15 protein-coding genes and 1 pseudogene are annotated in these 20,533 nt (G+C 64.0%); 1 reads left to right on the plus strand and 15 read right to left on the minus strand.

Annotation, left to right across the window (positions count from 1 at the left end; translation table 11 throughout):
* Positions 1 to 22: 22 nt before the first annotated feature.
* Complete coding sequence (locus FFI89_RS25980) at positions 23 to 1,201, minus strand: radical SAM protein (RefSeq protein ID WP_246669259.1); 1,179 nt, start codon at positions 1,199 to 1,201, stop codon at positions 23 to 25.
* Positions 1,202 to 1,262: 61 nt separating this feature from the next.
* A complete protein-coding gene (locus FFI89_RS25985) occupies positions 1,263 to 1,511 on the minus strand; it encodes a hypothetical protein (protein WP_138830405.1) in 249 nt (82 codons plus the stop codon).
* A 283-nt stretch (positions 1,512 to 1,794) separates the two neighbouring features.
* On the opposite strand from FFI89_RS25985, the gene FFI89_RS25990 reads away from it, so the two are divergent.
* Positions 1,795 to 2,145: a hypothetical protein gene (locus FFI89_RS25990; RefSeq protein ID WP_138835726.1), complete on the plus strand. Its 351-nt coding sequence runs from the start codon at positions 1,795 to 1,797 to the stop codon at positions 2,143 to 2,145.
* A gap of 126 nt (positions 2,146 to 2,271) precedes the next feature.
* Here FFI89_RS25990 and ligA read toward each other — a convergent pair whose 3' ends face one another.
* From ligA to FFI89_RS26055, 13 genes and pseudogenes are all read right to left on the minus strand, one after another.
* Positions 2,272 to 4,425 (minus strand): NAD-dependent DNA ligase LigA, encoded by a 2,154-nt coding sequence (ligA, locus tag FFI89_RS25995; protein ID WP_138830406.1) that lies wholly within the window; start codon positions 4,423 to 4,425, stop codon positions 2,272 to 2,274.
* Between the two features lie 16 nt (positions 4,426 to 4,441).
* On the minus strand, positions 4,442 to 6,115 hold the full coding sequence (recN, locus tag FFI89_RS26000) for a DNA repair protein RecN (RefSeq protein WP_138830407.1): 1,674 nt from the start codon (positions 6,113 to 6,115) through the stop codon (positions 4,442 to 4,444).
* 13 nt (positions 6,116 to 6,128) lie between these two features.
* Complete coding sequence (locus FFI89_RS26005; RefSeq protein ID WP_138830408.1) at positions 6,129 to 7,028, minus strand: outer membrane protein assembly factor BamD; 900 nt, start codon at positions 7,026 to 7,028, stop codon at positions 6,129 to 6,131.
* 413 nt (positions 7,029 to 7,441) lie between these two features.
* Positions 7,442 to 8,401, minus strand: coding sequence for a UDP-3-O-acyl-N-acetylglucosamine deacetylase (gene lpxC, locus FFI89_RS26010; protein ID WP_138830409.1), 960 nt, complete (start codon positions 8,399 to 8,401; stop codon positions 7,442 to 7,444).
* Positions 8,402 to 8,753: 352 nt separating this feature from the next.
* Positions 8,754 to 10,541, minus strand: a complete 1,788-nt coding sequence (gene ftsZ / locus FFI89_RS26015; protein ID WP_138830410.1) for a cell division protein FtsZ — start codon at positions 10,539 to 10,541, stop codon at positions 8,754 to 8,756.
* A 90-nt stretch (positions 10,542 to 10,631) separates the two neighbouring features.
* Positions 10,632 to 11,951: a cell division protein FtsA gene (gene ftsA / locus FFI89_RS26020; RefSeq protein ID WP_138830411.1), complete on the minus strand. Its 1,320-nt coding sequence runs from the start codon at positions 11,949 to 11,951 to the stop codon at positions 10,632 to 10,634.
* Positions 11,948 to 12,928: a cell division protein FtsQ/DivIB gene (locus FFI89_RS26025; protein ID WP_138830412.1), complete on the minus strand. Its 981-nt coding sequence runs from the start codon at positions 12,926 to 12,928 to the stop codon at positions 11,948 to 11,950. The genes ftsA and FFI89_RS26025 overlap by 4 nt, the downstream gene beginning before the upstream one ends.
* A pseudogene (locus tag FFI89_RS35050) lies at positions 12,895 to 13,116 on the minus strand (D-alanine--D-alanine ligase); the annotation flags it as partial. The pseudogene FFI89_RS35050 and the gene FFI89_RS26025, both read right to left, overlap by 34 nt.
* Positions 13,117 to 13,251: 135 nt before the next feature.
* Positions 13,252 to 14,244, minus strand: a complete 993-nt coding sequence (locus FFI89_RS26035; protein WP_138830413.1) for a D-alanine--D-alanine ligase — start codon at positions 14,242 to 14,244, stop codon at positions 13,252 to 13,254.
* Between the two features lie 132 nt (positions 14,245 to 14,376).
* Entirely contained in the window at positions 14,377 to 15,297 is a 921-nt protein-coding gene (murB, locus tag FFI89_RS26040) for a UDP-N-acetylmuramate dehydrogenase (protein WP_138830414.1), read from the minus strand.
* Positions 15,298 to 15,299: 2 nt separating this feature from the next.
* A complete protein-coding gene (gene murC / locus FFI89_RS26045) occupies positions 15,300 to 16,697 on the minus strand; it encodes a UDP-N-acetylmuramate--L-alanine ligase (protein ID WP_138830415.1) in 1,398 nt (465 codons plus the stop codon).
* A 178-nt stretch (positions 16,698 to 16,875) separates the two neighbouring features.
* Positions 16,876 to 17,976: an undecaprenyldiphospho-muramoylpentapeptide beta-N-acetylglucosaminyltransferase gene (murG, locus tag FFI89_RS26050; protein WP_138830416.1), complete on the minus strand. Its 1,101-nt coding sequence runs from the start codon at positions 17,974 to 17,976 to the stop codon at positions 16,876 to 16,878.
* Positions 17,977 to 18,028: 52 nt separating this feature from the next.
* Positions 18,029 to 20,470: a hypothetical protein gene (locus FFI89_RS26055; protein ID WP_138830417.1), complete on the minus strand. Its 2,442-nt coding sequence runs from the start codon at positions 20,468 to 20,470 to the stop codon at positions 18,029 to 18,031.
* Positions 20,471 to 20,533: the final 63 nt, after the last annotated feature.

Below are 20,533 nucleotides of genomic sequence, written 5' to 3' on the forward strand. Positions count from 1 at the left end.
GCTTCGCGATGTTACCTGTTAACTAACCGGCGACGCGCCCCGCCAGTGCGTCCCGCACGCCGAGACGTTCCCCGTCCGGCTTGCTGACGTAAAGGTGGCGTTCCAGCACGGATTGCATGTTCTCAAACATGGAATAGAGGTCGTCGCAATAGACCGACGGATTGTCATAACCGTTCTTCTTGGAGAAACGATGCGGAAGATAGCCGCCGCCGCAGGCATTCATAAACCTGCACTGCTGACATTTCTCGGAAAGTTTGATCGAAGCGTCACGCGCGGCTTTCCAGCGGGGCTCGTTCCTGACCTCGTCGATCGCATGCTCGAAAATGTTGAACTTCGTGTTCGTGAATCCGTCGCCGGCAATCCGCAGCACGTCATGCGCCTCGACCGAACCGTCAGTCATGACCGTGCAGAGTTCGATGGGCTTGTAGCCGACGCCCTCCGTCGGTGAATTGTTGCCGAGCATAGCGGTGATCATATCGGAAATGATCCGGATATTCACCGTGGGCTTGCTGCGGTTGGCCTCCAGCCACAGGTCGAACAGGCCCTTGTAGAACGAAGCAACGGATGCGGGGGTCTCATCCACCGTCGCATCAGGGATCATGATATCGTAGTTGGCAATTCCGCACTCTGCGAAAAATTCGACGTACTGCTTTGGCGGGTAAGCGGGATTGCAGACGGCCAGAGCGCTCATGCCGATGTCGCGAGACGCCAGCATCCGCGCGGCTCGCTCGGCCGCCGCGTGGGTGCCGGTGCCTTGAAACGTTTTCCGGTGAAGGTCGTGAATATGTGCCGGCCCGTCGAGGCTGATCGCGACCGAAATGTCGCGGGCCTCGAAACAGTTCAGCCACTCATCGTCGATCAACACGCCATTGGTGGTCACCGCGATCGGTATGTCGCAGCCCGTCCGTGACGATATGCCTTCGCAGGCCTCCGCAATCCGGTGAAAATTATCGATTCCCCACAGCAACGGTTCGCCGCCGTGCAGGATGATGGGAAAATCGATCAGGGAATGCCTGGCGACGTGCTCTTCGATCCGCTGCAACAACTGAAGCAGCACGTCCGAACTCATCAGCTTCGGCTTGTCATAAACCGACGCGTCGCGGAACCAGTAGCAATAGGAGCAGTCGATGTTGCATCTCGAAGCAACCTTGACCAACAGCTGCGAGATTGGCTGCTCCTGGAAGCCCAACGCATCTGGCAAGGAATCTTGAGCGTCAGCCGACATGCCGGTACCGGGTGGGGACACGAACTACGACGCCGACCTAGTATCGGATAAAGCCGCCCCTGCGGAACCCGCCACCACCACCGTACCCCGCTCTGCGAAAGCCGCCGTACCCGCCGCCTCGAACGAACCCGCCGCGCCGGAAGTAGACCTGGGTCGGCTCCGCGGCATTTTGCCCGCGCAGATCGCTCAGCAATGCGTCGATGCCCTGATGATCGCTCTGGATTGTTGCGCCCGGTCCGTGCAGTTGCAAGATAGTCGAGAGAACCTTCAGCGTCGTAATCGGCATATTGTGGTCCTTTTTGCGATGCAACCAAGGAGCGAGCGAAAGGCCGGTATCCGAAAGAGTCGAGTGACACGGACCTTATACCCATTTTATTGCAGCGACAATGTGTCGGCGTAACCGTGGAGATATGACGGATCGCGCCCGGGGGCATCCGACTCACCCACGGCGCCAAGGAGAGTGCGAATGCCCATTGGATCATTTGCAAAATCGTTTGCATCTGGCAGGACAACCTGATCGTCATGCCCCGCCGCGGAATGACGTGTAACAGAATCCGATCCCGGACATGATGGCCGAAGAAGACGACCCGACCGACGAGATTGCGCAAATCGAAGCACGGCTCGAAGCGCTTGCCGAAAGCGCCGAGCGCTGCCGGAAGATCATCATGTTCTCGAAGGCCGCGATCGCCGCCGGCGCCCTGTTGCTGCTGGTGATGATGCTCGGCCTGTTCGGGTCCGGGGCAACCGTGGCGTTGGGATCGATCGCCGCGGTGCTGGGCGGTATCGTCTCGCTCGGATCGAACACCAGCACGTTGCAGCAGACGATGGCGGCCATCAGCGCTGCCGAGGCGCATCGTTCGCAACTGATCGGCAGGATCGATCTGCGTCTGGTTAGTGACAGGATGAAGAAGCTGAATTAGCGGGTTAACCGTCATTGCGAGCGAAGCGAAGCAATCCACTCTTTCTTTATGCGGCGCGATGGATTGCTTCGCGGAGCCTGTCATCGGGCGGCGCTTCGCGCCGACCCGTTGGCTCGCAATGACGCCCTACTCCCCGATCAGCTTCAACCACTCATCCTCGGTCAGCACCGCCACGTCGAGTTCGCGAGCCTTGGCGAGCTTGGAGCCGGCGTCCTCGCCGGCGACGACATAGTCGGTCTTCTTCGACACCGAGCCGGCGACCTTGGCGCCAAGACGCTCGGCCACCGCCTTGGCCTCGTCGCGGGTGAACTTGGTCAGCGATCCCGTGAACACGACGGTCTTGTCCGACACCGGCGAGCTCTTCTTCGGCTGTTCGGCCGGCTTGACCTCGATCTCGCGCAAGAGTTCGCCCAGCGCCTTGACGTTGCGCGGCTCGGCGAAGAATTCGACCACCGCGTTGGCGACGATCTCGCCGATGCCGCCGATATTGTTGAGATCCTGATAGGCCTCGGTCTCGTTCTCCTCGGCCTCAGCTCCCTTGGCGGCGGCCAGCATCGCCTCGCGGAAATTCTCGATGGTGCCGTAGTGCCGCGCCAGCAGTTTGGCGTTGCCCTCGCCGACATGGCGGATGCCGAGCGCGAAGATCAGCCGGTGCAGCTCGATGGTGCGGCAGGCATCGATCGCCGCAAACAGATTGCGCACCGAAGTCTCGCCATAGCCCTCGCGCTGCATCAGCTTGCTGGAAGAACGCGCATCGCGCTTTTGCAGCGTGAAGATGTCGACCGGCGACATTACCAGGCCATCCTCGTAGAATTCCTGAATCTGCTTGTCGCCGAGACCGTCGATATCGAACGCGAGCCGCGAGACGAAATGCTTGAGCCGTTCCGTCGCCTGCGCGGGGCAGATCAGCGCGCCAGTGCAGCGGCGCACCGCCTCATCCTCCTCGCGGACCGCATGACTGCCGCACACCGGGCAGACCTCGGGAAACCTGTACGGCTTCGCGTTCGCCGGCCGCTTGTCGAGCACCACGTTGGCGATCTGCGGAATCACGTCGCCGGCGCGTTGCACCACCACGGTATCGCCGACGCGAATATCGACGCCGTCGCGGATCGGGCTGCCGTCGTTGCCGATCCCCTTGATGTAATCCTCATTGTGCAGCGTAGCGTTTTGCACCACGACGCCACCGACCGTGACCGGCGCAAGCCGCGCCACCGGCGTCAACGCACCGGTGCGGCCGACCTGGATGTCGATGCCGTTGAGGACCGTCGTCGCCTGCTCCGCCGCGAACTTGTGCGCGATCGCCCAGCGCGGGCTGCGCGACACGAAGCCGAGGCGATCCTGCCAGTCGAGACGATCGACCTTGTAGACCACGCCGTCGATGTCGTAGCCGAGCGAGGCGCGGTCGTCGCCGATCTTGCGGTAGAACTTCAAGACATCTTCGATGGTCTTGCAGAGCTTGGTGCGCGGATTGACGACAAAGCCGGCTTCGTCCATCCACTCCAGCATGCCGTGTTGCGTGTCGGCCGGCCGCTCGCTCATCTCGCCCCAGGTGTAGGCAAAGAATTTCAGCGGCCGGGATGCCGTGATCGCGACGTCCTTCTGGCGCAGCGAGCCCGCCGCCGAATTGCGCGGGTTGGCGAACACCGTATCGTCGGCTTCGGCCTGCCTCCAGTTCAGCTCGAGAAAATCCTTCTTGAGCATGTAGACCTCGCCGCGCATCTCGCAGGCGGCCGGAATGTTGCGGCCCTTCAGCGCGTGCGGAATATCCTTGATGGTGCGGACATTGGCGGTGACATCCTCGCCGGTAAAACCGTCGCCGCGGGTTGCCGCGCGCACCAGTTCGCCGTTTTCGTACCGCAGCGACAGCGACAGCCCGTCGATCTTCGGTTCGGCGACCAGCGCCGGGATTTCATCGGCGTCGAGCTTGAGGAAACGCCGGATACGATCGACGAACTCGGTGACATCCTCGTCGCTGAAGGCATTGCCGAGCGACAGCATGGGAACGACATGCTGCACCTTGGCGAACCCGCGCGCGGGCGCCGCGCCGACCTTCTGCGTCGGCGAGTCCTTGCTGACGAGATCGGGAAATTTCGCCTCGATCGCTTCCAGCCGCTGACGCAACCCATCATAGGCCGCGTCCGATACGGTCGGCGCATCCTTCTGGTAATAGCGCTCGTTGTGGCCCTCGATCTCAAGCGCCAGCCGCATATGCTCGACCTTGGCCTGGGCCTTGGTGAGCTTGGCGACGTCGGTGAGGGGTTTCTTCGCTTTCACAGCCATGATCGCACACCAACGCCTAAGCGGTCGCCGACTTCAGCAGCCGGTCGGCCGCGGCCCTCGCCTCGGCGGTGATCTCGGCGCCGGCCAGCATGCGGGCGATTTCCTCGCGGCGGAGGTCGGCGGCCAGCGCGTTGACGCGGGTGGCGACGCGCTTGCCTTTGTCGAGCGCGTCCTTGGAGATCAGCAAATGCTGGCTGGCGCGGGCTGCGACCTGCGGCGCGTGGGTCACCGCCATCACCTGAACCTTGCCGGCCAGCCGCGCCAGCCGGGCGCCGATGGCATCCGCCACCGCGCCGCCGACGCCGGTATCGATTTCGTCGAACACCAGCGTAGGCGCCGAACCGCGGTCGGACAGCACCACCTTGAGCGCCAGCAAAAACCGCGACAGTTCGCCGCCGGACGCGACCTTCATCATCGGGCCCGGCCTGGTGCCGGGATTGGTCTGCACCCAGAACTCGACGCGATCGATGCCCTGCGGCCCCGGCGAATTGGCGTCGCTCTCGACCTGCGTCATGAACCTGGCGCGCTCGAGTTTCAGCGGCGCCAGTTCGGCGTTGACGGCCTTGTTGAGTTTCTCGGCGGCCTTGGTCCGCGCCGCGGACAGTTTCGCCGCTGCCGCGCCGTAGCGCTGGTCGGCCTCATCCGCCGCCGCTTCCAGTTTCTTCAACTGGCCGGCGCCGGCATCGATCAGCGCCACGTCGGCCGCGTATTTCGCGGCCAGCGCCGCGAGGCCATCGACCGGGGTCGAATATTTGCGCGAGGCGGCGCGCAGCGCGAACAGCCGCTCCTCGATGCGCTCCAGCTCCGCCGGATCGAAATCGGCGGCGGCCAACGCGGCGTTGAGATGCTGCTCGGCCTCTTCCATCGCGTTGATGGCGACATCGATCGCCTTCACCGCGGGCTCGACCAGATGCGGCAGATTGCCGGCGCGGCGTTCGAGCCGGCGAACCGCGGCCGCCAGCGCCGGCACCGGCGAATGGTTGCCGCCGACCGCCTCCAGCGCCTCGCGCAGATCGCTGGCGATCTTCTCGCCCTGCATCATCGTGGTGCGGCGTTCGGCCAGCGCGGTTTCCTCGCCGTCCTTCGGCCGCAGCGCCTTCAACTCGTCCGAAGCGTGGCGCAGGTAATCCGCCTCGCGCGCCGCACGCTCCATGCTGGCGCGATGCGCCTCAAGAGCCGTGTTGGCGGTGCGCCGCGCCTCCCAGAGCGTCTCCAGCGCGGTAACCTCTTTCTCGAGCCCGGCAAAGGCATCAAGCAGCTGACGGTGCGTCGAGGCATCGACCAGCGCGCGTTCGTCGTGCTGGCCGTGGATCTCGACCAGCGCCGCGCCCACCGCTTTCAGGGTCTGCACAGAGATCGACTGGTCGTTGATGAAGGCGCGGGTGCGGCCGTCGGCGAGCTGCACCCGGCGCAGGATCATTTCGCCGGTATCGTCGAGGCCGTTTTCGGTAAGGATCTTTGCCGCCGGATGGCCCTTGGGGACATCAAACATGGCGGTGACCTGCCCCTGCTCCGCACCGTGGCGAACCAGGCCCGAATCGCCGCGGCCGCCGAGCGCCAGCGCGAACGCATCGAGCAGGATGGATTTGCCCGCGCCGGTTTCGCCGGTCAGCACCGCGAGGCCACGGGAAAACTCGATATCGAGCCGTTCGATCAGGACGATGTCACGGATCGACAGACGGGCCAGCATGCCAAGTAAATTCCTAGCCGAGACCTATCTTCTTGAAGGCCCTGGAAATGTAGGAACCCTGATTCTCGCTCGGCTCGAGACCGCCGGACTTTACAAGATTATAGGCGTCCTTGTACCAGCGGCTGTCAGGAAAATTGTGGCCAAGGACGGCGGCGGCGGTTTGCGCCTCGCCGACGATGCCGATCGCCATATAGGCCTCGGTGAGCCGGGCCAGCGCTTCCTCGACATGGCGCGTGGTCTGGTAGCGGGTGACCACGGTCTTGAAGCGGTTGATGGCGGCGGTGTAGTCGCGCTTTTCCATGTAATAGCGGCCGACGTCCATTTCCTTGCCGGCGAGCTGGTCGCGCGCGCCTTCCAGCTTGGCCTTGGCGGAGGTGGCGTATTCCGAGGTCGGATATTTGCGGATCACCTCTTCCAGTGCCGCGATCGCCTTCTCGGTGCGGGCCTGGTCGCGGGAAATATCCGGAATCTGGTCGTAATGCGACGCCGCGATCAGGTACTGCGCGTAAGCCGAATCGGGGCTGCCGGGATGCAGCGTGACGTAACGGGTCGCCGCGCCGATGCAATTGTCATAGTCGCCGGAATTGTAGAACGCATAGGCCGACATCAGCAGCGATTTGCGCGCCCAGTCGGAATAAGGATGCTGGCGATCGACTTCCTCGAATTTCTTCGACGCCGCCTTGTTATCCTTGCGCTGGTTCATCAGGTACAAGCCCTCATTGTAGAGCTTGTCCGCGGGTTCCTCGACGAAGGTGTCGTCCTTGGCGGTGAACTTGTCCCACAGCGCGCCGGTGCCGCATCCGCTCAGGGGGATGGCCAGCGCGATCAATCCCGCCGCCAGCCGCAGCGAGCGGGCCCAGGACCCTAAGGCGGATGGTTTGCGTGGTTCGAGCGTCATACGCTGTGCCGACATGAAGTTAAGACCTGACGCGTTTTGGTGCGGTCGCATTTGGTGCGGTCGATGGTGATGCGGAAGGTATCCACCCGCCCCGTCCATGAACCGCGGCCATGAACGCATATTCCCCGTGCCCAACTCTTCGCCGAAATCTACAGCGGCCTCGCGGCGCGAGATCGCGCAACCGCAAGGCCTGTGTAGCCGAAAAATGGTCGTTAACCAACCGAATACGGGGCCAATTCGCCCGGATTAAGGCGGCAGGACCGCACCGTTACCAATTGTGGTTACTGCGGAAAACGCGCCAGCCACGTCAGATCGCCGCAGGGCGGCCGCGCGGCGGCAAAAGCGCCAGCACAATCGACGGAATCGGAAAGAACAGCGCGCCCAGCAGGAACCTGAAGCGGAAAGTCAGGACATTTCCAAGCGGAAAGTCAGGACACGTCCGGGCCGTAGGCCGGGGCGATCATGCCACCCACCATGCCCGCGCCTGCCTCGGCATGACTGCGGGGTCGGCGCGCCGGTTCGGCCTCGACCACCCGCCAGGCGCTGTGATCGGCCAGCAGGGCCGTCAGCACGGCGTGATTGAGCTTGTGGCCGCCACGCACCGAGCGATAGGCCCCGAGCAGCGGCAGACCGGCCAGCGCGAGGTCGCCGATCACGTCGAGCACCTTGTGGCGGACGCATTCATCGGCGTAGCGCAGGCCTTCGGTGTTGTGCAGGCGGGCCTCGTCGAACACCACCGTATTCTCAAAGGACGCGCCGCGCGCGAAGCCGGCGTTCCAGAGCCGCGCCACTTCGTTCATGAAGCCGAAGGTGCGGGCGCGCGAAACATCGCGGCGGAAGCTTTCGGCGCTGAGATCGAGTGCAAAACTCTGGCGGCCGATCACGGGATTGGCGAAGTCGATTTCGACCTCGGCGCGGAACCCGCCGGCATGCGGGCGCAATTCGCCAAAACTGTCGCCGATCGCAACTTGCACCGGCTTCAGCACCTGGATGAAACGGCGGGTTGCGGACTGGGTGACGATGCCGGCCTGATCGATGGCGGCGACAAAGGCCGCCGCGCTGCCGTCCATGATCGGAACTTCGGGACCATCGACTTCGATGATGGCGTTGTCGACGCCCATGCCGCGCAAGGCCGCGAGCACATGTTCGGCGGTCGAAACCAGCGGACCGTCACCATCGCCGAGAACGGTCGCGAGGTCGGTGGCGATAACGGAACCCGCTACCGCCGGAACTTCGCGGTCGGCATCTTCGAGACCGGTGCGGACAAAAATAAAACCTGCATCGATGGGTGCAGGTCCAATGGTGAGATTAACAGGCAGACCGGAATGTACGCCGACGCCAGTCACGGTGGCTTGCGACCGAAGCGTGGTTTGACGGCTGAATTTCATGCGATAACTGCCCACTACCCGACTTATACCCAAGACTGGAACCACGCTTGCACGCTGATTCGAAGCTTAAGCATCCCCAAGTCACGGCAGACCATAGTCACAGCCCCAAAGCGCGCCAACTCACGCTTTTTTACCGATTGTTACCCTATCTCTGCCGCATTCGCGCCAAGGCTTAACCAAATTCCGAACCGGTTGGACACCATTCCGGCCGCGCCATCCGACCACGAAATACATAATTAATGATTTAAAATCAGTCGGTTGGGTATCCAATGACATTTCGTCGCGGCCGATAAGAAAGGGGCCCCGGCTGGATCAGCCGGGGCCCCTTGGGTCGCCAGAATTGTAACAAACTTCAGTTGGCCTGCCGGCGCAGGAAGGCGGGGATATCAAGATGGTCGTCGCCCTGTGGCGCCGGTGCAACAGGTGCCGGGCGGCCGTGGGCGTCCAGGCCCTGCGGCGCGGGACGCCTTGCATACTCCGATACCGGCTCGTTACCCGCCATTTGCTGCGCGACGGTGCGCTGCGGCTTGCGCTCGGGGAGCGGCGACATCGACGGTCCCGAGGCGCGGGCCGCGATCGGCGGCTCGGTCTCTTCGTCGCGGCGGCCGAGGCCGACATTGGCCAGCCGCTGCAGCAGCGACAGCCGGGTCTTCTGCGGGTGCTCTTCCTCCGCGTCGCCGCGGGCCTGCCGGATTTCGGCCTGCGCCGGCATCGGAAGGTCCTCGAACTTCGGCATCCGCGGGGTGCGGACCGGCGGACGTTCGGCCGCCTGCGGAATGAAGGTTTCAGGCATCACCGGCACCTCGGCCTCGAGGCGGGGGGCGTCGTGATGATCCGGGAACAAAGTCGGCTTCTGTGCGATCGGGCGAACCGTGACGTCGCCATAGGACGCGGACTGCAGCGGCGCCTGCTGTTGCGCTTCCGGAGTGGCGACGGCGGCGGCAATGGCGGCAAGTGCTGCGCGCTCGACGTTGCTGGACTGGCGCTGCTGCGCCGGCGCGGGAGCCTGCACCGGCGCTGACGCCTGAGTCGCCGGCTCGAGCTTCTGGGCGCGCTCGGCCATCCGCGCATTGTCGGCGCGCAGCCGCGCGGTCAGTTCGGCCAGACGGCTATCGGGGGCCGAGGTCGCAGCAGGGGCTGCAGCCGCGGCCGGCGCCGCGTTGCGGGCGATCAACGCCTGCTCGATGCCGGTGGCGACGACCGAGACCCGGATGATGCCGTCGAGCGTTTCGTCGAAGGTGGCGCCGACGATGATGTTGGCGTCCTGGTCGACTTCCTCGCGAATCCGGGTGGCGGCTTCGTCGACTTCGAACAGGGTCAGGTCCTTGCCACCGGTGATCGAGATCAACAGGCCGCGCGCACCCTTCATCGACGAATCGTCGATCAGCGGGTTGGCGATCGCAGCTTCAGCCGCGGTCAGCGCGCGCTTCTCGCCGGTGGCTTCGCCGGTGCCCATCATCGCCTTGCCCATCTCCTTCATCACCGCCCTCACGTCGGCGAAGTCGAGGTTGATCAGGCCCTCCTTGACCATCAGGTCGGTGATGCAGGCGACGCCCGAATAGAGCACCTGGTCGGCCATCGCGAAGGCGTCGGCGAAGGTGGTCTTTTCGTTGGCGACCCGGAACAGGTTCTGGTTCGGGATGATCAAGAGCGTGTCGACCACCTTGTGCAGTTCGGCAATGCCGGACTCGGCGGTGCGCATGCGGCGCTGGCCTTCGAAGTGGAACGGCTTGGTCACCACGCCGACGGTGAGGATGCCCATGTCGCGCGCGGTCTTGGCGATGACGGGGGCGGCTCCGGTGCCGGTGCCGCCGCCCATGCCGGCGGTGACGAACACCATGTTGGCGCCGGTGAGATGGTCGCGGAGCTCATCGATGACCTCCTGGGCTGCGGCCGCGCCGACATCGGGCTGCGATCCTGCGCCGAGGCCCTGGGTGACCTGCGTGCCCATCTGCACGATGCGCTGGGCCTTCGACATGGTCAGCGCCTGCGCGTCGGTATTGGCGACGACGAAATCGACGCCCTGCAACCCGGCAGTGATCATGTTGTTGACGGCATTGCCGCCTGCGCCACCGACGCCGAAGACGGTGATCCGCGGTTTCAGCTCGCTGATGTCAGGGGGGGTCAGATTGAGTGCCATGGTTGCCTCTCGATTACGACGCGCGCGTTGGTTCGCCCCGGCCGGCGGCCGCGGGAGTTGGTGAAAGTCGTTTGGTCACAGGATCGATCATCAGAAGCCCTCGCGAAGCCATCGTCCGACCTTTCCGAAATAGCCGTCAGTCCCTGTCCTGACCTGCCGCGTATGCCGCGGTTCGACATGTTCAAGATGAGCGTATTGCGGATAGACCAGGAGGCCCGCGGGCACCGCGAACGAGGCGCTCTTGGCCTCGTTGGGCAGCCGGCCGAAACCGAGCGGACGGCCGATGCGGACCGGCCGGTTGAGGATACGGGTGGCGAGCTCGACGGTGCCGGTGAGCTGGGAAGCGCCGCCGCTCAAGACAACCCGCGCCCTCGGCTCTGCCGCAAAGGGAGAATCCGCGAGCCGGTCCCGGACCATTTCAAATATCTCCTCGGCGCGATGCCGGACGATGTTTGCGATCGTGGCGCGCGATACGATCTGCGGCGCGTCACGTTCGTCGCCTGCCGCCGGTACCGACATCAATTCGCGCGCGTCAGACCCGCCGGTCAGCACTGTGCCGTATAACGTCTTGATTCGCTCGGCATCCGCAATGCATGCGCCGACGCCGCGAGCAAGATCCATCGTGATGTGCTGCCCGCCGACCGCGAAACCCGAGGCGTGCACGAAGCGGCCGCCCGAAAAGGTCGCGATCGTGGTCGATCCGGCGCCCATTTCGACCACGGCGGCGCCCAAATCAGCCTCGTCGTCGGTCAGGACGGAAAGACCTGCGACATAAGGACTCGCCGCCATGGCCTCGACGTTGAGGTGGCAGCGTTCGACCACCAGCATCAGGTTGCGGGCGACGGTGGCGTCCGCCGTCACCACCTGCATGTCGATGCCGAACTGCCGCGCCACCATGCCCCTGGGGTCGCGGATGCCCTTGACGCCGTCGAGCGCGTAGCCGACCGGCAGCGCGTGCAGCACGGTGCGGCCCTCGCCGGTGGCGTGGCGCATCCCGGTCGAGGTGACGCGGGTGACGTCGTCGGACGTGACCGAGCCGCCCTTGATGTCGGCGGCGGCCTCGACCAGTTGTCCTTGCAGCCGACCGCCGGAAACCGACAGCAGAACCGACTCGACGCGAACCTTGGCCATGCGTTCGGCCATCGAAACCGCCTGGCGCACCGCTTGCTCGCATTCGGCGAGATCGACCACGGAGCCCGCCTTGACGCCGCGCGACTGGATCTGGCTGTAGCCGATCAGTTCGACGGCGTGGCTGCGGCCGCGCAAGGCCTCATTGGGCGGGCACGGCTTCAGCCGCGCGATCATGCAGGCGATCTTGCTGGTGCCGATGTCGAGCGAGGCCACCAGCGCGGTGCGCTTCTGTGCCATCGGCCGCGTCTTCGGGGTCTGGTTGCGATCGAGACCGGTCATGCGTCACCGGCCTTTTTCTTGGTCTTCTTGTCCTTGAACAGTTCGTCGCGGGCCTTGGCCGCGTCATCGGACAATTGCACCGTCAAGCGGTCCGGCAGGCGCATGTCGACGGCTGTGATGTCGCGCGAGAACAGCTTGTCGTCCTTGTCGAGCTTGCTCAGCAGAGCCAGTGCATTGCCGACGTCGTTTTCCGGCAGGCGAATATCGAGGCCATCCTTGAGCCGCAGATTCCAGCGCCGTTCGCCGACCAAGATCGCCGCCTTGGTCACGGAACGGACTTGCGGGTAACGATCCAGCAGCGCGAGGAAATCACGCGCCTTGCCGTCGGCGCCCTTGCCCACCACCAGCGGCAGCGTGACGAAGCGGCGCGCCACGAACGGTTCCAGCACCGCGCCGTCCTCGGAGATCACGGACAGGCGGCCGTCCTGCTGCCACAGCGCGAACGCCGACCGCTCGACGATGTCGATCTGGAGCTGGCCGGGATAGAACTTCAGGATGGTGGCGTCGGCGATCCACGGATTGGCCTTGAGCTTGTCGCGCACGGTGGTGGCGTCGAGGAACAGCAGCGAGGAACGGCCATTGACGCCGCCGATCGCGAGCACCTCATCCTGGCTCAATTGCTTGCGGCCGTTGATGGCGACGGTGGTGATGCGGAACCCGGCCGAATTGGCCAGCGCATTGCGGGTATCGCTGAGGGCTGCCGTCAAATCGTCGAGATGGCCACCCTTGACGATCCCGAGGCCGGCGCTGCCGAGCAGCATCAGCACGGTCAACGCAACGCCGGTGCGGTTTGGAAGGTAACGCTCCAGCCAAAGGATGATTCGGTTTGGCGGCGCGCGATCGACCGGAGCCCTGGTGCGGGCAGGAAGGCCCAGCCGCTCGCGCAGCAGCACCACCGCTCCGATGGCGGCGGCTTTCAGGTCAGCTTGGGGCCCCAGCGATCTCAGCGACCGAGCGAGGCGTCCTGCACCATCCATTGCACGAGCTCGTCAAGTGTTGTTCCCGCAAGCATTTTTGCGAGTTCTGGCGCAGATGGCTCTCGGTGATGCCGGGCTTGATTGCTGACCTCAAAGTCGGAACAGCGAACGCCCCGGCAGCCAAGCGCCACATGCGCCGCCAGCGTTAACCTTCGGACTTCCTGGTAAACAAAGGGTAAATTGGGGGCGCGTTACGCGCGTTTTGGTCCGTATTCTGAGTAGTTTGCCGGACATTGGTTAGGATTTTAGTAATAATTCTCATGACCGGGCCGGTTCCCCGCCCAAGGCCGCAACGAGACCCCGGCAAGGCCTTGGCGGCGCGTTCAAATCCGCTCGCGGCTGCGCTTGTCGGCCAAAACGATCTGGTCGCGCAGAAAATCCGCGAATTCGATCCCCTGCGCCTTCAGCGCCTTGGGATAGAGCGACGCCGCCGTCAGGCCCGGCAGGGTATTGGTTTCCAGATAGACCGGCCCCTTGGCCGAAACGATGAAATCGGTGCGGGAATAGCCGCTGCAGGACAGCGCCCGGTGCGCCCGCAGCGCCTGCTCCATGATGTCAGCGCTGACGTCGGGGGGAAATCGTCCCGGGCAGATCTCCTGGGTCGACTTCAGCAGGTATTTGGCGGTGTAGTCGAACGCGCCCTCCCCCGGGATGATCTCGACCGGCGGCAGCGACAGGATGCTGCCGTCGGATCGCTCCAGCACGCCGCAGGTCGCCTCGACACCGGAGACAAACGGCTCGATCAGATACTCTTCGGTCTTCGCCGCATTGCGGACAGCAATAAGGTCCTGCTTCGCGTTGACGAAAATCAGGCCATAGCTCGATCCATCCCGCGCCGGTTTCGCGATCAGCTTGCCGTATTCGGCGAAGGCCGCGTCGATATCTTCCAGCGCGATGCCCTCCGGCGCCATGACGCCGGCAATCGCCGCGAACCGCTTGGCCGCGGTCTTGTCGAAAGCGAGATTCGAGGACGCCGAACCGGACCCGGTGAACGGAATGCCGCGCATTTCGCACGCCGCCTGCAGTTCGCCATTCTCCGCCCTGCCGCCGTGGAGGCCGAGCACCAGCACGCGGTCTTCTGCTTTCGCCTTGTCGAGCGCCGCCTCGAAGCCGAGGCCGCGATTGCCGGGCTCGAAGGCGTCCTCGAACGGACGCTGGTGATTGAGCAGGGTCTCGGATTTCACTTCATGCACGGTGTCGGCCGCGTGCCAGAACCAGAGGTCCGCCTCCGGCAAAGCCCGGTGCAGCGCCTGCGCGCTCGCCACCGAGACCAGACGCTCCTTGTTGGTGCCGCCGAACAGAATGGTCGTCCGCATTTCGTCTTTCCGCTGATTAAGTTCTGTCGTCATTCCGGGATGGTGCGCCAGCACCAGACCCGGAATCTCGAGATTCTCCAATGTGCACTTGCACATCGTAGTTCGATGCTCCGCATCGCCCCGGAATGACAGTTATTCAAAATTCCCGATCCGCTTGATTTCCCAGTGTAGCTCAATTCCGGAATTCGCTTTAACCCGTTCACGTACGGTTTCGCCCAGTGTTTCAATATCATGCCCGGTGGCGTTGCCGGTGTTGATGAGGAAATTGCAGTGCATTTCCGAAACCTGCGCGCCGCCGACGCGCAGGCCGCGGCAGCCGGCAGCATCGACCAGTTTCCACGCGCTGTGGCCGGGCGGGTTCTTGAAGGTCGAACCGCCGGTCTTTTCGCGGATCGGTTGCGCGGTCTCGCGATGGGTCTGCACCTCGTTCATCCGCGCGCGAATGATGTCGGGATCGGTGATGGCCCCGCGAAAACGCGCCGTGGTAAAAATGATCGAGGGATCGACGCCGCTGCTGCGATAGACGAATTTCATGTCGGCATTGGTGAAGACCTGTCTGGCGCCGTCGCGACCAATGCCGACCGCCTCGATCAGGACGTCCTTGGTCTCGCTTCCGTTGGCGCCGGCGTTCATGCGTAGCGCGCCGCCGATGGTGCCGGGAATGCCGAAGAAGAATTCCATGCCGCCGATCCCGGCCGCCGCCGCGGTTTCCGCCACACGCTTGTCGAGCGCGGCGGTGCCGGCGCTGACGATATCATCGTCCGCTTTGGTCTCGCCGAACGCGCGCGGCGACAGCCGGATCACGACGCCTTCGATGCCGCCGTCGCGCACGATCAGGTTGGAGCCGACGCCGACGACATAGACCGGCAACGCCTTCGGCAGATGCTTCAGGAAGTAAGCAAGGTCGTCCTCATCCGCCGGCGTGAACAGCACCTGCGCCGGACCGCCGACGCGAAACCACGTCAGCTCCGCCAGCGACTGGTTCGCCAGCAACCGCCCGCGCAGATCAGGCATCGCGGCTTTGAGATCGGCGGTGATGTCGGGGAAAGCCACGGCTAGCCCAGCGCCTTCAATTCGCCCGGCAGCGCGTAGGCCCATTGCGTGATGTTGCCGGCGCCGAGGCAAACCACGAGATCGCCGCGACCGGCCAGGCCGTGAACCACCTTGGCGAGTTCGCCCGCGTTCGGCAGCGGAATCACTTCCCGATGGCCGTGCGCACGCAAGCCCAGCACGAAATGGTCGCGGTCGATGCCGGGAATCGGCGCTTCGCCGGCCGGATAGACGTCCGCGACCACGACCGCGTCGGCATCGTTGAAGCAGGTGCAGAATTCCTCGAACAGCGATTGCAGGCGGGTATAGCGATGCGGCTGCACCACGGCGACGATCTTGCCGTTGGTGGATTCGCGCGCCGCCTTCAGCACGGCCGCGATCTCGACGGGGTGGTGGCCATAGTCATCGATGACCGTGACGCCGTTCCATTCGCCGGTCCTGGTGAAGCGCCGCTTGACGCCGCCGAAACCTGCGAGCGCCTTGCGAATGGCGTCGTCGGAAATGCCGAGCTCGTGGGCGACCGCGATCGCCGCGGTCGCGTTCAACGCGTTGTGGCGTCCAGGCATCGGCAGCATGATATCGGCGATCTCATGCGTCGTGTCGGTCTTGCGGTTGCGGAACACGACCTTGAATTTGGAGTCGCCGCCCGTCGGCGTCAGATCGACCAGCCGCGCATCGGCCTGCGGGTTCTCGCCATAGGTGATGATGCGACGGTCCTCGATCTTGCCGACGAGATTCTGCACCACGGGATGATCGATGCACATCACCGCAAATCCGTAGAACGGCACGTTCTCGACAAAATTCCGGAACGCGTCCTGAATCGCTTCAAACGTCTTGAAGTGGTCGAGATGCTCAGGGTCGATATTGGTGACGATGACGACGTCGGACGGCAGCTTCAGGAAGGTGCCGTCGCTTTCGTCGGCCTCCACCACCATCCAGTCGCCGGCGCCGAGGCGCGCGTTGGAGCCATAGGCATTGATGATGCCGCCGTTGATCACGGTCGGATCGAGATCGCCGAGCAGTGTTGCCACCATCGTGGTCGTCGTGGTCTTGCCATGGGTGCCGGCAATCGCCACGCAGCTTTTCAGCCGCATCAATTCGGCCAGCATTTCGGCGCGCCGCACCACCGGAATGCGCTGGGCGCGCGCCGCCATCAATTCGGGATTGTCGCGCTTGATCGCGGTCGAGACCACGACGACGTCGGCGCCGTCGACATTCTCGGCCTTGTGGCCGACCGAAACCTTGACGCCCTTCTCCCGCAGCCGCGCGACGTTGCCGCTTTCGGACGCGTCCGAGCCCTGCACGGTATAGCCGAGATTGCACAACACCTCGGCGATGCCGCTCATGCCGATGCCGCCGATCCCGACGAAGTGAATGGGTCCGATCTCGCGCGGCAATCTCATGGTGCATTCCCTATTATTCGCCGTCTTGGATGCCTTGCTTCGGCACGGTATGACAAGGGCTTTTTCCGGTCATTCCGGGGCGATGCGAAGCATCGAACCTCAGGGGTGCAATTGCACCCCGGGGAATCTCGAGATTCCGGATCAGTCCGCTTCGCGGCCTGTCCGGAATGACGAGACGTCAGATTCCGGCCACTTTCATCACCAGATCGGCCAGCCGCTCGGCTGCATCGAGCCGGCCCACCTTGCGGGCCGAGGCTGCCATCGCCGTCAGCCGCGCCGGCTCGGCGGCAAGCGCCGAGATTTCGGATGCGAGCCGGTCCGGGGTGAACTCGCTCTGCAGAATCCGCAATGCCGCATCCACCTGCGACAACACGCCGGCATTGGCGAACTGGTCCTGATCGATCGCGCCGGGCAGCGGCACGAGAATAGATGGCCGGCCGATCGCGGCCAGCTCGGCCACCGTGCCGGCGCCGGAGCGTGACACTACCAGATGGCTCGAGGCCAGCCGCGCCGGCAGATCGCTGAAGAACGGCGCCAGCTCGGCATTGATCTTGAGCCGGTCGTAGACCGCGCGCACCCGCGCCATGTCTTCGTCGCGCACCTGCTGCGTCAGGACCAGGCGACTCCAAAGCGCAGGCTCCAGCCGTTCGATCGCACCGGGCACGATGTCGCTCATCACCCGCGCCCCCTGGCTGCCGCCGACGACCAGCAGGCGCAACGGCCCGTTCGCCTCGGGCGACGCAAACGGCACCGCGGCGGCGGCAAGGACGGCGGGGCGCATCGGCGTGCCGACGGTGGTGGTCTTGCTTGCAAGCGACGGATCGCGATCGAGCACGCCGGGCAGCGAGGTCGCGATCGCGTCGACGCGGCCCGAGAGAAAGCGGTTAGCGCGGCCGAGCACCGCGTTGGCGTCGTGAATGATGCCGGGCACACCGAGCAGTCTTGCGGCCATCAATGGCGGCACTGTCGGATAACCGCCGAAGCCGACCACGGCGGCGGGCTTCAGCCGCCGCACCAGATTGGCCGCGACCAGCGTGCCATAGCCGAGCATGAAGGCGGTGCGCGCCAGCGACACCGGATCGCGGCCGCGCAGGGTCTCGCTCGGCACCACGTCGATATTTTCCGGCGTAAACAGCCCGCTGTAGCGCAGCGCGCGCGCGTCGGTCGCGAGCCGAACCCGCAGGCCGCGCCGGATCAGTTCGACGCCGAGCGCCTCGGCGGGAAACAGATGGCCGCCGGTGCCGCCCGCGGCGAGGAGGATCAGAGGGGTGTCGGTCATGGCTTCAAATAGCCGATGACGCGACGTTAGTCATTAGGGGCTTTCAAGAACGCTAGGGCGCCGAGCCCTCACCGAGAAGACCCAGCCGCCGCCACGTCCACACCGCCGCCGGATTCCACGACAGCATCCAGGCGAGGAAGTAGAATCCGATCGCGAGCAGATAGAGGAAGGCAAATCCGAAATACATCGAGTTGTATTCCATCAGGCCGCCGAACAGCGCGCCCATCAGGTTGTAGGCAAGCGCGGTCGAGATGTTGACGTCGGATCTACCGATCAGGCTCGAGAAAACGATGCCGGAAAAGAACAACGGCAGCGTCAGCAGTACGCAACTCAGAGCCAGACTGGCCAGCGGTGAACCGAGGACGACAAGCCCGTGGTTGCGGGCATAGAAATATCCAACGAGCAGACTGACCAGCAACCCTAAATAGGCAAGGCCGGTCTGCTGAAAGACCTTTCCGCGCACCAATAGATTGGCGAGGAACGCCATTACCAGAACCAGGATGATGGTAGCGGCGATGACAAGCCAGGTGCCGCCGAGATGCAACCCCAGTTCGGTGATGGCCTTGGTCTCCACCAGCATGAAGCCGGCGCCGAGAAAGAAGAACGGCAGGTAGCCGCGCTCGACCGTACCGCGCAGGCCGATGGTCTTGCGTACGAACAAGTAGCTCAGCACCAGCACCATTCCGAGCGAGATCATGTAGCTCACAGGATAGGTGCGCTCGATCATGTAGAAGAACGGCCAGTCGTCGGTCGGGACACTGGCCGCCGGATAGGGCTGCGCGAAGTGGGCGGAGACGTCGGTGAATCCGATCGCGGCGAGGCCGCCGGTTTCGGGCATGGCGATGTTGCCGCCCTTCTGGGTAATGAAAGCCGTCGTCGTGCTCGCATCATAACGCACGCGAACCGCCAGCGGCTTTCCGGCGCCAGGGATATCCTGAAGGATGTGAGATAGTTTGAAGCCCAGCGATTCATTCGGCAGGGCAAACGCCACCGACATCACGCCATCGGGCTTCAGCAGCTTGAATGCCTCCGTGATTCCCTCCCGCGTATAGACGTAGGAATCGACCCGGAGGTTGGAAGCGTGGCTGAGTGCGGTATGGGAATCCAGCACGCCGTAGATGATCAGATCGTATTGTTGCTGGGCCGTGCGAAAGAAGTTGCGGGCGTCGTTGATGCGCAGCGTGACGCGCGGATCGTCGTAGGGATGCTCGGGATGATAGTGCTTGCCGAGATCGGCGATGGCGGGATCGATCTCGATCGCATCGACATGCGACGCACCCATGCGCAGCGCCGCCGCCACGTCATTGCCGCTGCCGGCGCCGACAATCGCGACGCGCTCGGGCTTCTTTTTAAAGTTGAACGGAAACTCGTAATAGGCGCGAACGTAGCGATCTTCTTCTGGCTCGTGGCCGCGATTGCTTTCCGAAAGGTTGAAGACCTTCTGATAGTACGCGCCGCCCGACAGCAGGTTCATCAACCCGTCGGACTTGGCCATGCGCTCCAGCAATTGATATGGCGAATAGATCCGCTGGATTTCAGGTTGAACCGGCCATGACAGCACCGTCAGCAGCAGGCAAAAACTGGCTACCCCCAAAGGCAGGCGCGTATCGCGCGAGAGCACGAAAAACAGCAGGATGCCGCCGACCGCGGTGAACCAGACCACCGGCGGCAGCCAGAACAGGCTCATCGCGCACAGCACCAGGACGCCGACGATGCTGCCGACCAGGTTGAGACCGTAGGCTTTCAGCGCATCGGCGCTGTGAAGCAGTTTGCCGCAGAGCTGGCCGACCGGATAGCAGATGCAGGCGCAGAGTACGAAGCTAATCGCAAGCAGCATGTAGACCGGTCCACCCTGTTGCAACAGCTCGATCCAGCTTGGGCCCTCGGTCGCGACGCCGACGGTGCTTTGCTCGTGCATCGGAAGCGCCGTGAACAAGCCATTGCCGGCGCCGAGGTCGTAACGCAGCAGCGTGATGACGGCGACGAACAGCGCCAGCATCGGAAGCACCAGCGCCGGTGCGCAGGGCTGCTTTTCCGCCACCGCATATCCGGCGCCGAGGCCGAGGAAGCAGGCCAGCAGGGTGAAATTCTTGAAAAACGAGAATACCGGGAACACCGACGCCAGCCAGCGGATCATAACCAGTTCCAGCAGCAGGCTGACCATCGTCACCAGCACGATCAGCCGAATCCTTTCCCGGGTTCCGGCGCTGGCAAAGCCGTCCTCGAACAGCTTGCCCATCAACTCGACCTCGCGGTCGAGCCGACGCGCGAGCCAGCCCGGATTGAGGAGGACCAAAAGTGCCGCCACACCGAGCAGCGCACGCGCTGACATCAGCAGCAGGTCGGCCGCGCCGAACGCGCCGCGTTCCAGGAACAGGCGAAACGACAGGAGGGCATAAGCAAAGACGAGAATACCGAGGCAAATGCCGAAAAATCGGACCATCCTGCGGTTAGCCTCGTCCGGGTACTCGCCGCTGACGTAGTCGATGCTCATGATGTCGCCGTTTCCTGCGGTTGATGCGCCAAGGGCCAGCCTGCGGCAAAATGGTTTAGGATT

The sequence above is a fragment of the Bradyrhizobium sp. KBS0727 genome (genome assembly GCF_005937885.2).
In the GTDB taxonomy this organism is placed as follows: domain Bacteria; phylum Pseudomonadota; class Alphaproteobacteria; order Rhizobiales; family Xanthobacteraceae; genus Bradyrhizobium.